This window comes from Archangium sp. Cb G35 (genome assembly GCF_001896145.1).
Taxonomy (GTDB): domain Bacteria; phylum Myxococcota; class Myxococcia; order Myxococcales; family Myxococcaceae; genus Archangium; species Archangium violaceum.
In genome coordinates this window covers 313,755-327,714 of record NZ_MPOI01000008.1, presented here as the reverse complement: position 1 = coordinate 327,714, position 13,960 = coordinate 313,755, and the positions used below count along the sequence as shown (strand labels likewise).

Sequence of the window (13,960 nt, the reverse complement as noted above, 5' to 3'; positions counted from 1 at the left end):
GAGGGCATGAAATACGCCAACCTGGGTCATACCGGTCTGAAGGTGTCGCGCATCTGTCTGGGGTGCATGAGCTATGGCACTCCCAGCTGGCGCCCGTGGGTGCTGGACGAAGCGGCCTCGCAGCCCTTCTTCCAGCGCGCGGTGGAAGCCGGCATCAACTTCTTCGACACGGCGAACATGTACTCGCTCGGGGTGAGCGAGGAGGTCACCGGCCGCGCGCTGCGCAAGTACGCGCGGATGGAGGAGGTGGTGCTCGCCACCAAGGTGTATTTCCCCATGACGGACGGGCCCAACATGGGGGGCCTGTCACGCAAGAACGTGGTGCAGGCCTGCGAGGCGAGCCTGAAGCGGCTCGGGGTGGAGACGATCGACCTGTACCAGATCCACCGGATGGATCCGGAGACGCCGCTGGAGGAGACGCTGGCGGCGCTGGACCAGTTGGTGCGGCAGGGGAAGGTCCGTTACATCGGCGCGAGCTCCTCGGCGGCGTGGAGGTTCGCGAAGGCGCTGAGCCTCTCGGAGCGCAACGGCTGGGCGCGCTTCGTGTCGATGCAGAACCACTACAACCTCGTCTACCGCGAGGAGGAGCGGGAGATGATGCCCCTGTGCGAGGCGGAGGGCATCGGGGTGATTCCGTGGTCGCCACTGGCGCGAGGGCTGCTGGCGGGCACGCGCAAGTCGCTGGATGACAAGCAGGCCACGGCGCGAGCGGGCTCGGACGCGTTCGCGACGGCGCTCTACGACAATCCGCACGACTGGGACGTGGTGGAGGCGGTGAAGAAGGTGGCGGCGGCCCGGGGCAACACGCCCGCCGAGGTGTCCCTGGCGTGGCTGCACTCCAAGCCAGCGGTGGTGGCGCCCATCATCGGCGCCACGAAGCTGGAGCACCTGGAGGCGGCCATCCGCTCGGTGGACGTGACGCTCGGCGCGGACGAGGTGAAGGCGCTCGAGGCGCCCTACCAGCCGCACGCCGTGCGCGGGATGTAGGCGCTCAGGGCTTCTCCTTCGCCAGCTCGTCCACGTCCTCCTGGAGCTTCTGCGTGCCCTCGAAGAAGGTATCCACCGGCTTGGAGGGCACCCACTGGAAGGCGGGTGGCAGCAGGGTGCGGTCGAAGTCGATCGAGGAGGAGAAGTCCTCCTCGCCCAGCAGCGAATCCGCCTGGGTGAGGGCGCCGAAGCACACGAGGACGATCCCCAGCACGGTGATGAGCCGCTGGGGCTCCGTGCGCGTCACGTAGCGCAGGTGCCAGAAGAGGATGAACCCCATCCACCCCAGGTACGCGGCCAGGAACAGCCACCGGACCCACGCGCCCAGCCCCAGGCTGTACGTGACGACGCCGATCAGCAGCGGAATCACCAGCAGCCCGAGCAGCCCGAGGCTCCCGATGGCGCCGTGCGCGCCGAAGTGGAACACGCGCCGCGCCACCTTGCTCGCGACGGACCAGAGGCCCGACCAGACGAAGCACACGAACACCGGCGCGACGACGGCCAGGGCCAGCGAGCCCCAGTCCGTCTTCTGGTAGTTCGTCAGGTACTCGCGGAGGAGGTAGGTGAGCACCGTCACCGCCAGCACCACGGGGAAGGCGAAGGGCCGCTCGAAGGGGCGGACCTGGGGTGCCACGGGGATGGCGGTGACGCGCGTGTCCTCCACCTCGTGCGACCGGCCGCGGAAGCGCAGCACGGTGTCTCCCACGGCCACGCGCGCGTCGTCCGAGAGCTCCAGCTCCGCCAGCCGGGCCCAGGGCTCCACGCGGAACGTGCCATTGGTGCTGCCCGTGTCGTGCAGTATCAGCCGTCCGTCCTCGGTGCGGTCTATCCGCAGGTGCGAGGCGGACACCTTGGGGTCATCCAGGATGACGTCGTTGGAGTAGCCGCGCCCCACGGTGACGGGGAAGCGGTCCAGCCGGTGGCGGGCGTGGACCTCGTCCGCCTCGAGCACCTCCAGGAAGATCACTTCGTCCACGCGAGCGCCTCCAGGTAGCGGCGAGCGAGGGCGCGCGCGTTGTCGGCGGAGAACCCCGCCAGGGTGAGGCTCGTCTGTACGCCCGAGGTACTCGCGTTGAGCGTCGCGGCCCGGAGCGCCAGGTCATACAGACCGGGGAACTTCTTGTAGGCGCGCAGGCACAGGGCGGTGCGAGTGGGGATGCCGCCGACCTTCACGAACTCCACGCGGCAGCGGAAGTTGGTCACGTCCTCCTTGGTGGCGTCCACGCCGCCCGGGTCATTGGTGAAGGTGGCCTCGTAGAGCGAGGAGAAGCGCAGGGCCCCGAGCTGGTCGCTCGACACATAGGCATGGTCATAGGCCACCACGCCGGTGCGGTGCGCGCCGCTCAGGTAGATGTCCTCCTCGGAGGAGCACTGGTAGCTGGTGATGGTGTACGGGTTCTCCGGCTCATGGGGGGTATCGCCCCAGCACTTGAGGAAGGGCAGCCAGCGGCCGGGCACATGGTAGTCCCCGAGCTGCTGCGTCGGGACGGGCGCGGCCAGGAGGCGCTCGGTGATGCGCTGCTGGTTGTCCAGGAGCTGCGAGCCCACCACGGCCAGGAGCGCCGAGGGGCCGCTCTCCTTCACCGTGCGAGCCCGCTCCAACAGCGCGCGGGCATGCTCCACGGGCACGAGGAAGCCGAGCTGGTTGCCCATGGTGGACACATTGACGCCCACCACGCGGCCATCGCCGGTGACGGTGGGGCCGCCGCTCATGCCGGGGTTGATGGCGCCGCTGAAGTGGACCTTGTCGTAGAGCGCGTCCTGCACGAGGCCGTTGTAGGTGCCCTCGACGATGGTGGTGCCCAGGTCATGCGGGTTGCCCATGGCGTACAGGCGGGTGCCCTGGGGAGGCTCCTTGGCGGCCAGCTCGAACCAGGCCCAGTCCTCTGCCGGGACGTTCGGCCGGATGACGGCGAGGTCGTGCACCACGTCCACGGCCACCACGCGGACGGGAATGGCCTCGGAGTCCCTCCCCTCGCGCACCAGCTCGGCGGTGTAGTCCTCGTGGTGGTGAACGATGTCGGAGATGACGTGGTAGTTGGTGAGGGCGTATCCCTCGGTGCTCACGAAGAACGCCGAGCCGATGGACGACCGGGTGCCACTGCGCCGCTCGATGATGCGCACCTGGGCGACGCGGCCCTTGAGGCGCTCGAAGAGCTCATGGGTGGCGGGGGGCAGCGTGGCCACGGGCAGCGGAGGCACGACGGCCGGAGTGCCAGCGTCCGGCGGGTCTCCGGGAAGGGCATCCGCGGCCGGGACCGGAGCCTGGGCCAGCGCGGCGAGGAGGAGGAGCGTCAACATGGGGGGCACACACTAGGCGGAACCACCGCGCATTGCCCGCCTCACTTCAACGGAATCAGGGGTGCTCTAAGCCATCGGAACAAAGTCCGTTCAGGGGTGAGTGAGTCCGCCTTCCGGGCGCGCTCTTCACGAACTTGTCCAACTGTTGGACAAGTCTGGCGAGACCGGGCCCGGAGGGGTCCCTCCTGCTTTCGAGCTGAGCACAGACCCCTGAACGGACTTACTTCGGCTGGCTCGGAAGCCTCGCGACGAGTGCCACCACTGTCTGTTGTGGGGTAGACTGGCTCAGCTCGAGGCGCCAACAAAGCAATGAGAGCCATTCGACTCGGACTGGTGGTGGTCTCCCTGCTTGCACTGGCCACCAGGTTCTTCACCTTCGAGGCGACCTTCAAAGACGATCCCACGGTCAGCCTCGTGCTGCGCCCGATGCCGTCTCTCGAGAACGAGCGCCTCCTCGACGACTCGTCTCAACTCACTGGAGCACTGGTGCTCGCCGAGGATGAGAATGCCTTCTGGGGAAGTGGCCTCTACTCCTGGATCGTCAGCGTGGGATGGTGGTTGCTCCCACTCCTGCTCATGGCCGCGTGGGCAGTACCGTACATGCGGCGCACCACCTCATGAGCATAGGCAGTCCCTGGAGTGGTCGTAATACCCGGCCGCCGGCAGCGCGCCGGCCCCGAAGCCCACCGCACCCAGGTAGTCCCCCGCCACCACCGACCCGCCCGAACCACCGGACGCGAAGGCCTTCATGTTCCCGAGGTGTGCCCACCCCGGACACGTCCCGCCCTCGCTACCGCCCCCCCCTTCGCCGGAGCGGAGCAGGCGCACCGTCAGCATCGGAAAATTCCAGATAGACTGAATTTCCTTGTCTCTCGCCGCCAGGGCAGGCGGACGGCCGGGCGGTCTTCCCGGGGTGAACCTCCGGTCCACCTTTGGAGCAGGCCCCAGAGTCCTCGGGTGACTTCCCCCCTTTGTACGGTAACCTTGCGCCCGAGATGAACCCCGAAGCCCGCGCCAAAATGGTCGCCCATGCCGAACGCGCCCTGCGCCGCGGAGAGCTGAACGAGGCCCTGAGCCTCTTTGAATCGCTCTGTCGGGCCTTCCCCGAGGACGAGGCGCTGGGCCTCAAGCTGGCCAACCTGCGCGAGATGCTCCAGCCGCAGGAACTGCAGACGCTCCAGGCCCTCCGGGCCAGTGCCGTCCCCGAAGCCATTCCCCAGGGCCCCTCCACCCCCGTTACCGAGGGCGAGCGCCTCTTCTTTCTCGGGGACTATGTAGGTGCCGCGGCCGCCTACCGCCGTGCCCTCCAGGAGAATCCGGAGAACGAGCTGTTCCGCGAGCGGCTGGGGGAGCTGTACCGGCTCGCCCGCTCCCTCCCGGTGAGCTCCCCCACGGACCGCCAGCTGCCTCGCCAGACCGAGCCGCTCCTGCACGCCCTGTTGGACCGGCTCGCCGCGCGCCGCCGCATCAAGCGCGATTGACGCTTTGCACCCCACGGGGGCGGCTCCTAGAATCCAACCCCGACGTCGCTGTCATATCCACGCCCGCCACCCTGACACTCGCGTCCGAACAGGCATCGGCTTGGAAGACTGAGACTCGGCACCCATGACGCACATCGGCCGCAACATCGGGCGGTACCGCATCCTCGAGGAGCTCGGCTCCGGGGGCATGAGCGTCGTGTACAAGGGGTTGGACACGGCGCTGGACCGCGAGGTGGCGGTGAAGGTGCTGCATCCGCACCTGGCCAACAAGTCCGAGTCGCGCCGGCGTCTGGCGCGCGAGGCCCGGGCGGTGGCGCGGCTGCACCACCCCAACATCCTCGAGGTGTTCGACTTCTCGGCCGAGGGCGCGCAGGACGCCTTCCTCGTCACCGAGTACGTGCGCGGCCGCACCCTCAAGGATTGCGTGGACGAGCTGGGCCGGCTGGAGGTGCCCGAGCTCGCGGCGATGATCATCCATGAGCTCGCCGCGGCGCTGGCGCACGCGCACGAGTCCGGCGTCATCCACCGGGATTTGAAGCCCGAGAACGTGATGGTCCGCGAGGACGGCGTCCTGAAGCTGATGGACTTCGGCATCGCGAAGCTGCTCGACATCGAGGAGCGGATGACCGTCACGGGGGCGCTGGTGGGCTCGCCGGCGCACATGGCCCCGGAGATCATCGAGGGCCACGAGGCCGGTGCCGAGGCGGACATCTTCTCGCTGGGCACCATCCTCTACTCACTCATCGTGGGCCGGCTGCCCTTCACGGCCACCAACGCCACCGCCACGCTCAAGCGCATCCTGGACGGGGCCTATGAGGATCCGCGCCAGCGGGTGCCCACGCTCTCGGACGAGCTGGCGGAGATCTGCGCCACATGCCTCGCGAGGGATCCAGCGCGGCGCTATCCGGACGCGGGCAGGCTGCGCGACGCGCTCGGGGACTACCTGGCGGGGCTCGGCTTCGCGCGCGTGGGCGAGGAGCTCGCGTCCTTCTTCGCGGATCCGCCCTCGTACCAGAAGCTGATGCGCCCGCGGATCATCGCCACGCTGCTGGAGCGCGGGGAGCGGCTGCTCGCGGACAAGCGCACGCCCCGGGCGCTGGCGTGCCTCAACCAGGTGCTGGCGCTGGAGCCCGGCAACGCGCGGGCGTTCGAGCTGCTCTCGGGATTGGAGCGGGAGCGCCGCGTGAAGCTGTGGCGAGCCCGGGGGCTGAAGCTGGGCGCGGGCCTGCTGGTGGCCTCGGTGCTCGGCATGGGCCTCTACCACTTGCAGCAGCGCGCTCCGGAAGCCGCGCCCACGCCCGCGCCCAGGCTCGAGACTCCCGCGAAGGTGATTTCCCCCCCGGTGCCGAAGGCGGCGCCCGAGGAGAAGAAACCCCCTCCTCCCCCACCCCAGGCAACAGCCACCCCGGAGCCCCCGCGGCCCATCCCCGAGAAGCGGCCCATCCCGCGCCCCGAGCCCGTCCGGGCCGAGCCGGAGTCCGTGTCCATCCTCGTGCGGCCCTACGGCTACATCCGCGTGGATCAGGAAGCGCGCAGCGATCAGGCGCTCGCGCGGCACGAGATGGAACTGACGCCCGGCCAGCACACCGTCACCATCACCTGCGACTACTGCGAGGACGCGCAGGAGGCGATCGAGGTACGGCCGGGCGTGGAGAACATCTTCCGCCTGCGTGCCCTGCTGAAGGGCTCGCGGCTGTCCTTCGCCTATGAGCCGGCGGACGCGCTGGTGCGCGTGGGCGGCGAGGTGCGCACCGTGCGCGAGTCCCAGGAGCGTCCCTTCGAGATCCAATCTCCGAGGGGTCCTGCGAGCTTCCAGCACCGGGTGGAGTACGAGGTGAGCCACAGCGGGTACCTCACCGAGAAGCGCGTGGCGAACCTGGAACCCGGCAAGTCCATCACCCTGAGCGGGAAGCTCGTCGCCGAATGAGCCGCTGCCTTCGCCTCCTGTTGCTGGTGGGACTGCTGGCCCCCGCTTCCGTGTTCGCCGAGGAGCCGGTGGACGCGGAGGTGACCACGCTGCGCGGCACCTACGAGTACGGCCGTTACGCCGAGGTGTTGGAGCGGGCGGGGATGCGCATCGACCGGGGCCGGCTGGCGGACAAGGATCTGGCGGAGCTGCACAAGCTGGCGGGGCTGAGCGCCTTCAACCTCAACCGGACCGAGGACTCGGTGCGCCACTTCCGGGCGCTGCTGCGGTTGGAGCCGGACTTCAACCTGGATCCCTTCTCGGTGCCGCCGCCGGCGGTGGAGCACCTGGACGGAATCCGCGAGGAGATGTCGGCGGAGCTGGAGCTGGTGCGTCAGGAGCGGCGGCTGCGGGTGGAGCGGGAGCGCACGGAAGCCGAGCGCCGGGAGCGGGAGCGGGTGGCGGCCGAGGAGCAGCGGCGGCGCCTGGAGGTGTTGTCGAGGCAGGTGACGGTGCGGCAGGTGGAGGCGCGCAGCTTCCTGGTGAATTTCGTGCCCTTTGGCGCGGGCCAGTTCCAGCAGGGCCGCAACGGCCTGGGGACGTTCTTCGCGGCCACCCAGGGAGTGCTCGCCATCACCAGCGTCATCTCCTTCTTCGCGTACGACTCGCTCATCGAGACGGGGGACTTCCCGGTGGACGACCCGCGGGGGCCCATCAAGGTCTCCGTGAAATTCATTCCCACCGCGCGCCGGAGGGAAGCCGACACCTGGACGGGGCTCAAGTGGGGCTCGGCAGGTGGCTTCTACGCCGTCTACGCGGTGGGGGTGCTCGACGCGATCCTGCACCACCAGGATCAGGTGGTGCGCACGAGCATCGAGACGCTGCCATCCACGCCCGCGCCCACCGAGCCCGCGCCAGCCGCGCCCCGGGCGAGCCTGAATCTCTCCCCCACCTCCGGCGGCGCGATGGCCGGATTCACCCTCATCTTCTAGGACCAGGAACGCTTCGACATGGCCAGCCTCACCGTCCGCAGCCCCGAGGGCAAGGTCCGCACGGTCCCCCTTCACAAGCGCATCACTAGCATCGGCCGCTCCGCCGACAATGACGTGCAGCTGGAGGATCCTTCGGTGCCGGACAGTGCACTGCACGTGCTCTTCGATGGAACGCGCTACCAGCTGGGAAGCCTGGGGGCGTCGTTCCAGGTGAACGGCAAGAAGCGGGACAACCACGTGCTGGCCTCGGACGACGTCATCCGCGTGGGCGCCACCGAGCTCGTCTTCGCGCGTGAGGACGTGGTGCAGAAGCCGCCTCCGGCCCCGGCGCTGTCGGTGACGCACGAGCAGACGTCGGATCCGGATTCACACACCCGGGACATGCCAGGGGTGGTGGGACGGGAGCTGGTGCTGCTGCGCCGGCTCACGGCGTTCAGCGAGCGGCTGCTGGGCAGCTCCAGCCGGGACGAGCTGCTGGAGAGCGTGCTGGACGAGGCCATCGAGGTGACGCGGGCGGACAAGGGCTTCCTGATCCTGCGGGAAAACGGCGAGCTGGCCGTGAAGGTGGCGCGCAACCTGTCGCGGGAGAACATCGAGGACGCGACGGCGCGGGTGTCGGACTCGATCATCGAGAAGGTGGTGCGCAGCCGCAAGCCGCTCATCTTGAGCGACGCGCTGGATGATCCCGAGTTCAAGAGCAGCAAGTCGGTGGTGAACCTGAAGCTGCTGTCAGTGATGTGCGTGCCGCTGGTGCGCAACGACGAGCTGTTCGGGGTGCTGTACGTGGGCAACGACCGGTTGGTGAACCGGTTCGAGCCCAAGAGCCTGGACATGCTCACCATCTTCGCGGCGCAAGCGCTGCTGCTCATCCAGAACGCGCTGCTGGTGAACGACCTGAAGCTGGACAACACCGAGCTGCGCAAGCGGCTGGACGACACCCACTATGGGGAGATCGTCGGCGCGTGCCAGGGGATGCTGGACGTGTACCGGCGCATCGACAAGATCGCGCCCACGGACATCTCGGTGCTGATCACGGGGGAAACGGGCACGGGCAAGGAGCTGATCGCCCGGGAGATCCACCGGCATTCGCCGCGGAGCAAGGGTCCGTTCATCACCATCAACTGCGGGGCGATTCCGGAGAACCTGCTGGAGAGCGAGCTGTTCGGCCACGTGCGAGGCGCCTTCACGGGGGCGGTGAACACGAAGGTGGGCAAGTTCCAGGCGGCCATCGGCGGCACGCTCTTCCTGGACGAGATTGGAGAGATGCCGCTGCAGTTGCAGGTGAAGCTGCTGCGGGCGCTGCAGGAGAAGGTGGTCTACAAGGTGGGAGATCACCGGGGCGAGCCGGTGGACATCCGGGTGGTGGCGGCGACGAACCGGGTGCTCGAGGAGGAGGTGCGCAAGGGCACCTTCCGCGAGGATCTGTACTACCGGCTGAACGTGGTGACGCTGAAGTTGCCGCCGCTGCGCGAGCGGGGCGAGGACCTGTTCGTGCTGGGGAAGTACTTCCTGCAGAAGTACTCGAAGGAGTTCAACTCGAAGGCGAAGGGCTTCTCGCCGTCGGCCACGGTGGCGATGAAGAAGTACGGCTGGCCGGGCAACATCCGCGAGCTGGAGAACCGCATCAAGAAGGCGGTGGTGCTGGCGGACAAGCCACTGCTGGGGCCGGACGATCTGGACTTGAGACCGGAGAGCCTGGAGCCGGTACTGCCTCTGTCGGATGCGCGGGAGCGCTGGCAGAAGCAGTACATCCAGGAGGTCTACGAGCGGAACAACCGCAACAAGACGAAGACGGCGAAGGATCTGGGAGTGGATCCGCGCACGATCTTCCGCCACTTCGAGAAGCTGGAGGCGGAGAAGAACGGTGGGCCGTTGCCGCCCGGCGAGGACGGCGACGAGCTGTTGTAGCCACAGAGCGCCGACGCAGTTCTATTGCCAAGGAATGTCGAGGCTTCTAGCCTCCTGACACCGGCATCAGGCCGGAAAGCGCCAGAGGAGGACCATTGCGATTCCTTTTCGTGTGCCTCTGCGCGACGGGGCTTGCCTGCTCGCGCGGCGATCAACCTCTGGTCAAGGTCGCTCCCATGGAGGAAGCGACGGCGAAACCCGCCCAGTCCCTCGATTTGCCGCCAGAGACAACACGCGAGGGCACGGGTGGCTCTGGGACCGCAGGCTCCGTGCGCGTAGTGCAGCGACGCAAGGCCTACACCACGGGAAAGGGACGATGCGCCGTCGACGTGGCGTATCCCGAAATCGCCGGACTCTCGTCGCCCGAGACGCTCGCGAAGGTCAACCGACTCATTGAGGAGGCCGTGCTGGCCACTGTTCCCGAGAGTTGTCGAACGCCGCGCGACGCCTCGCCAACACGTCAGGGCGAGGGCTGTGCCGACCTGCCTGACCCCGGGAAGACCGATGTCTCCGTTGCATATTCGGTAGGGGTGGTGAAGGACGGACTCCTCAGCGTCCGGTTGCAACGTACCGCCTGCACCAACCCGAGCCTCCAGCCTGATGACCTGGTCGATGGACTCACCGTCAATCTCGTGACAGGCACGGTGTATCAGGTAGCGGATCTGTTTCGCCCCGGTACCCCCTGGAAGGAGACCATGACCCAGGCCGTGCACGAGAAGCTCTCGGCGACCACGAAGGTGGGCGCAAACGTGCCGATTTCGGTGAACCGCTTCTTCTTGAAGGAAGGAACGCTCGTGGTGCTTCGACCGGTCTCAGCGCGAGCCTTCCATGCGCTCGACGTCGAAGTGCCGTTGAAACAGCTTCAACCCATGCTGCGTGCCGACTTTTCAGGGAGTAGCGCTGGAAGGTGATGAGACCCGGCGTCAGGCGCAGACAATCGCTGTTCAAGCAGGTGTGAAGAAAGAGGGGGGAAAGCATGGCATTGATCCTCAAACGGGGAAGCAAGGGGCGGCAGGTCAAGACCCTTCAACATTGGTTCAGCCGTCTGCAGCGGCCACCCCCAGCCTTGGATACGTCGGGGACGTTCGGTCCCCAGACCGAGGCCACCGTCAAACAATTCCAGGCCGCCCATCGAATCACCCCCGCGAATGGAGTCGTCGGTGCCAGTACCTGGGCCGCGCTTGGCAACGTGGTCGGCACATACATCTGGCTCAAGGAGTCAGGTACCACAGAGTCGCTGGCACGATTGGGCACGGACCTCGTCCTGGGAGGCCTGACGTTCCGTCACGACCAGTTCATGTCGGACTACATGGGTACCTACGGCATCCTTGATGACTCCGCGGCGCACGGCCTGTCGATGCTGCTACGGTTCATCGATCGCGATCCCCAGATCAGTGATGTTCGTTGGGCGGCCTACATGCTGGCGACGGTCAAGCACGAGTGCGCGGATACCTGGCAACCCATCGAGGAGTATGGGCAGGGCGCAGGGTATGCGTACGGCAATCCCGTGAACGTCATGGGCTCAGACGGGCAGACCTACTCGAATGTGTACTACGGACGCGGGTACGTGCAGCTCACCTGGAAGAAGAACTACAAGACGATGAGCGACATCCTGTACGGCGATGATCGACTCGTGCTCCATCCCGAACTCGTCCTTGAGCCGGACGTCGCATACAAGATCATGTCCTATGGGATGCGTAACGGCTCGTTCACGTCGAGGTCACTCGGCGATTACATCAAGGACAGGAACTGCAACTACGTCAACGCTCGGCGGATCATCAACGGAACGGATGAGGCAACGAGAATCGCTATCTACGCCAAGGAGTTGGAGCGGATGCTGAAGGCGAGCCGCTACGGCCCTTCGAAGTAAGCTCGTCGAGTTCCGCCATCGCTTCACTCACCGGTCTTGTCCCGGTGATGTCCCCGACCACGGACCTGGGTGCGCTTGCTCCTGGTTCGTGGCCGGGCGCGATTGACCGGTAGACCCTTCTGACCGTCCCTCTACTTGGCCGCCTGCCTGGCGAGGGTCGCTCGCCCCACCGCCGATCGTCGTGGACTCATCGTGACAGGCCTGTCGCGGTTCCCTGCACCTCCCGGGTGTGGCACCCTCGCCAAACCCCTGTTCCGACGATGAAATCCGCTTTCTACCGACTGGCCAGCGAATTGCTAAGGCTCCCCGCCATGAACTGGGTGGGACTTGGAGCCGCCGCATGGATGCTCGGGGGGTGTGTCATCCCCCAGGACGAGAGCTTCCTCAGCGACATCCCCGAGCAGCGCAACCGCCCCCCGCGAATCGTGGAGAGCCAGGCGCAACCCACCGGGCGCATCATCCGGGGCTACGGCTCCGGAGATCAGTGCAAGCTGACGTTCGAGGCCATCTTCGAGGATCCCGACGTCGATGACCGCCTCATCGCCTACTGGTACGTGGACTACGATCCCACCCGGCCCAGTCGCGAGGACGCGCGCAACGTCATCCCGCCCAATAACTCCAAGGTCATCCGCGACGCTCGTGCCACCTTCCAGGTGAGCTTCGACTCGGCGGACTTCAACCGGCTCAATGTCCCGGGTGACCACATCGTCGAGGTCGTCGTCACCGACACCGTCCTGGTGAATGGCCGCGAGCCCGACGGCAGCAACGTCATCGATCTCTCGGACGGGGGCACCGTCACGGATCCCGGCTACACCGCCACCTACGTGTGGTTCGTCAGGACCGAGGCCGCAGGAGACTGTCTATGAAGAGACTCACCCCCCTCGTGCTGCTGACCACGGCCCTCGCCACGGGCTGCGGCGCTGGAGACCCGGACCCCATCCTCGGCTGCCGCAGTGACAACGACTGCGACAGCAACAAGGTGTGCTTCGTCGACGGATGTGGAGACCCGGGCAGGAACATCGTCGTCGAGGTGGTCCCCAACCCCCGTGGTGGCCTGCACGCCCAGGACTTCCGGGTAACGGAGCTGCGCAGCCAGCAGAACATCGAGCTGTACGGGTCCTCCACCCTCACGGGCCAGGTGCGCGTGGAGGGGCTCTCCTCCAACGGCGCGTACTCCGCCCCCATCACGCTGCGCATGACGGGCGAGAGCCTGCTCATCCCCGGCCTGGTGCGCCGCCACGAGAGCACGCTCGTGCCCAGCGACGGCCGCTACACGCTGCCGGTGGGCGTGGGGCGCTACAACGTGACCCTGTTCGCCAACAACTCCGAGCTGCCGCCCCTGTCCGGCATCCGCGAGGTGCAGCCGGGCCACGCGGTGATGATGGACTTCACCCTGCCCGTCTCCTCGGAGCTCGTCCGGCTGTCCGGCAAGGTGGTGCGCCCGGATGGAAAGCCGGTGGATGTGGAGCTGGAGGTCCAGGCCCAGGACGAGGAGCTGCGCCCGCTCTCGCAGCGGGTGACGGTGACGCGCGACACGGGGGAGTTCACCCTCGCGCTCCCGCCCGCGGCCGCCGAGCGGCCCACGGTGCTCCTCCAGGTGGTGCCCACCTCCCCGCAGGCGCTGGTCCCGGCGAAGCAGTTCTCCGTGAACCCGCGCCAGGGCGTGGTGGAGCCCCTGTCCATGGGGGACCATGGCGAGCCGGTGCGGCTCCGCAGCCGGGTACTGGACCGGGAAGGGCAACCGGTGGCGCACGCCACGGTGTCCCTGCAGGGCAAGGTGGGGGGTGGCGGGCAGTTCCGCAGCCAGAAGGTGCTCACGGACGAGAACGGCGCCTTCGAGCTGCTCACCCTTCCGAACGAGACCGGGAGCGCGATGCTGCTCTCCGTCCTGCCCCCGCCGGGCTCCAGCGCGAGCTTCACCGTGAGGTACGTCCAGGTGCCGCGCATCAGCGTCGTGCAGTCGGCGGACGTGGTGTGTGGGGAGCGGGTCATGGTCCGTGGCGAGCTGAAGAAGCCCAGTGGCTCGCAGCCGGCGGCGGGCGTGACGATCGTGGCCGAGCCCCTCGAGGAGGACTCCTCCGGATGGCCCCGGCTCACGGCCAGCTTCGAGGCTCCGCGCACCACGAATGAGGAGGGCAGATTCGAGCTGGCGATGGATCCGGGGCGCTACCGGCTCGACTTCATCCCCGCCGAGGATCTCCCGCGCGTCAGCCGCATCCTGACGGTGCCGCCCCCGGACGGGTCCCTCGCCGAGCCGAGCCTGGAGCTCTCCACCTTCACCCTCTCCAAGGGCCGCAGCGTCACCGGGCAGGTCTCCTTCAACGGCTCGAACATGGCGCAGTCCAGCGCCCCCTATGCCTCCATCCGCTTCTTCCGCGTGGTGGACGTGGAGGGCAAGCCGTCCGCCCTGCTGCTCTCGCAGACGCTGACGGACCAGAACGGCGCCTACTCCACCACCGTGCCCGCGCGCTGAACCGGGCTCCCGGGAGACCGGAAGCATCAGGCGGGAGGACGA

At 67.6% G+C, this 13,960-nt stretch carries 12 protein-coding genes; 10 read left to right on the top strand and 2 right to left on the bottom strand.

Features of this window, described 5'->3' with window-relative positions; genetic code table 11:
* The first annotated feature begins 6 nt into the window (after window positions 1-6).
* The gene (locus tag BO221_RS25495; protein ID WP_073563272.1) at window positions 7-987 is read left to right on the top strand and encodes an aldo/keto reductase; all 981 of its coding nucleotides are present in this window, start codon (window positions 7-9) and stop codon (window positions 985-987) included.
* Between the two features lie 4 nt (window positions 988-991).
* On the opposite strand, the gene BO221_RS25490 is transcribed toward BO221_RS25495, so the two are convergent.
* A complete protein-coding gene (locus tag BO221_RS25490) occupies window positions 992-1,963 on the bottom strand; it encodes an FHA domain-containing protein (RefSeq protein WP_073563089.1) in 972 nt (323 codons plus the stop codon).
* Window positions 1,951-3,288, bottom strand: a complete 1,338-nt coding sequence (locus BO221_RS25485) for a S1C family serine protease (RefSeq protein ID WP_073563088.1) — start codon at window positions 3,286-3,288, stop codon at window positions 1,951-1,953. Before BO221_RS25485 ends, BO221_RS25490 begins: the two co-directional genes overlap by 13 nt.
* A gap of 309 nt (window positions 3,289-3,597) precedes the next feature.
* On the opposite strand from BO221_RS25485, the gene BO221_RS25480 reads away from it, so the two are divergent.
* The 9 genes from BO221_RS25480 (at window position 3,598) to BO221_RS25430 (ending at window position 13,918) form a co-directional block, all read left to right on the top strand.
* The gene (locus tag BO221_RS25480; protein ID WP_073563087.1) at window positions 3,598-3,909 is read left to right on the top strand and encodes a hypothetical protein; all 312 of its coding nucleotides are present in this window, start codon (window positions 3,598-3,600) and stop codon (window positions 3,907-3,909) included.
* 374 nt (window positions 3,910-4,283) lie between these two features.
* Window positions 4,284-4,769 (top strand): hypothetical protein, encoded by a 486-nt coding sequence (locus BO221_RS25470; RefSeq protein WP_073563085.1) that lies wholly within the window; start codon window positions 4,284-4,286, stop codon window positions 4,767-4,769.
* Between the two features lie 124 nt (window positions 4,770-4,893).
* Window positions 4,894-6,696 (top strand): serine/threonine-protein kinase, encoded by a 1,803-nt coding sequence (locus BO221_RS25465; RefSeq protein WP_073563084.1) that lies wholly within the window; start codon window positions 4,894-4,896, stop codon window positions 6,694-6,696.
* Window positions 6,693-7,667 carry a hypothetical protein gene (locus tag BO221_RS25460; RefSeq protein ID WP_073563083.1) on the top strand — a complete coding sequence of 325 codons (975 nt, stop codon included), beginning with the start codon at window positions 6,693-6,695 and terminating at the stop codon, window positions 7,665-7,667. The genes BO221_RS25465 and BO221_RS25460 overlap by 4 nt, the downstream gene beginning before the upstream one ends.
* Window positions 7,668-7,685: 18 nt before the next feature.
* Entirely contained in the window at window positions 7,686-9,575 is a 1,890-nt protein-coding gene (locus BO221_RS25455) for a sigma 54-interacting transcriptional regulator (protein ID WP_073563082.1), read from the top strand.
* A gap of 95 nt (window positions 9,576-9,670) precedes the next feature.
* Complete coding sequence (locus BO221_RS53985) at window positions 9,671-10,486, top strand: hypothetical protein (protein ID WP_143195667.1); 816 nt, start codon at window positions 9,671-9,673, stop codon at window positions 10,484-10,486.
* 65 nt (window positions 10,487-10,551) lie between these two features.
* Window positions 10,552-11,445, top strand: coding sequence for a peptidoglycan-binding protein (locus BO221_RS52705; protein WP_083681353.1), 894 nt, complete (start codon window positions 10,552-10,554; stop codon window positions 11,443-11,445).
* A 344-nt stretch (window positions 11,446-11,789) separates the two neighbouring features.
* Window positions 11,790-12,311 carry a hypothetical protein gene (locus BO221_RS25435; RefSeq protein WP_083681352.1) on the top strand — a complete coding sequence of 174 codons (522 nt, stop codon included), beginning with the start codon at window positions 11,790-11,792 and terminating at the stop codon, window positions 12,309-12,311.
* Entirely contained in the window at window positions 12,308-13,918 is a 1,611-nt protein-coding gene (locus BO221_RS25430) for a hypothetical protein (protein WP_073563079.1), read from the top strand. Before BO221_RS25435 ends, BO221_RS25430 begins: the two co-directional genes overlap by 4 nt.
* Window positions 13,919-13,960 lie beyond the last annotated feature (42 nt).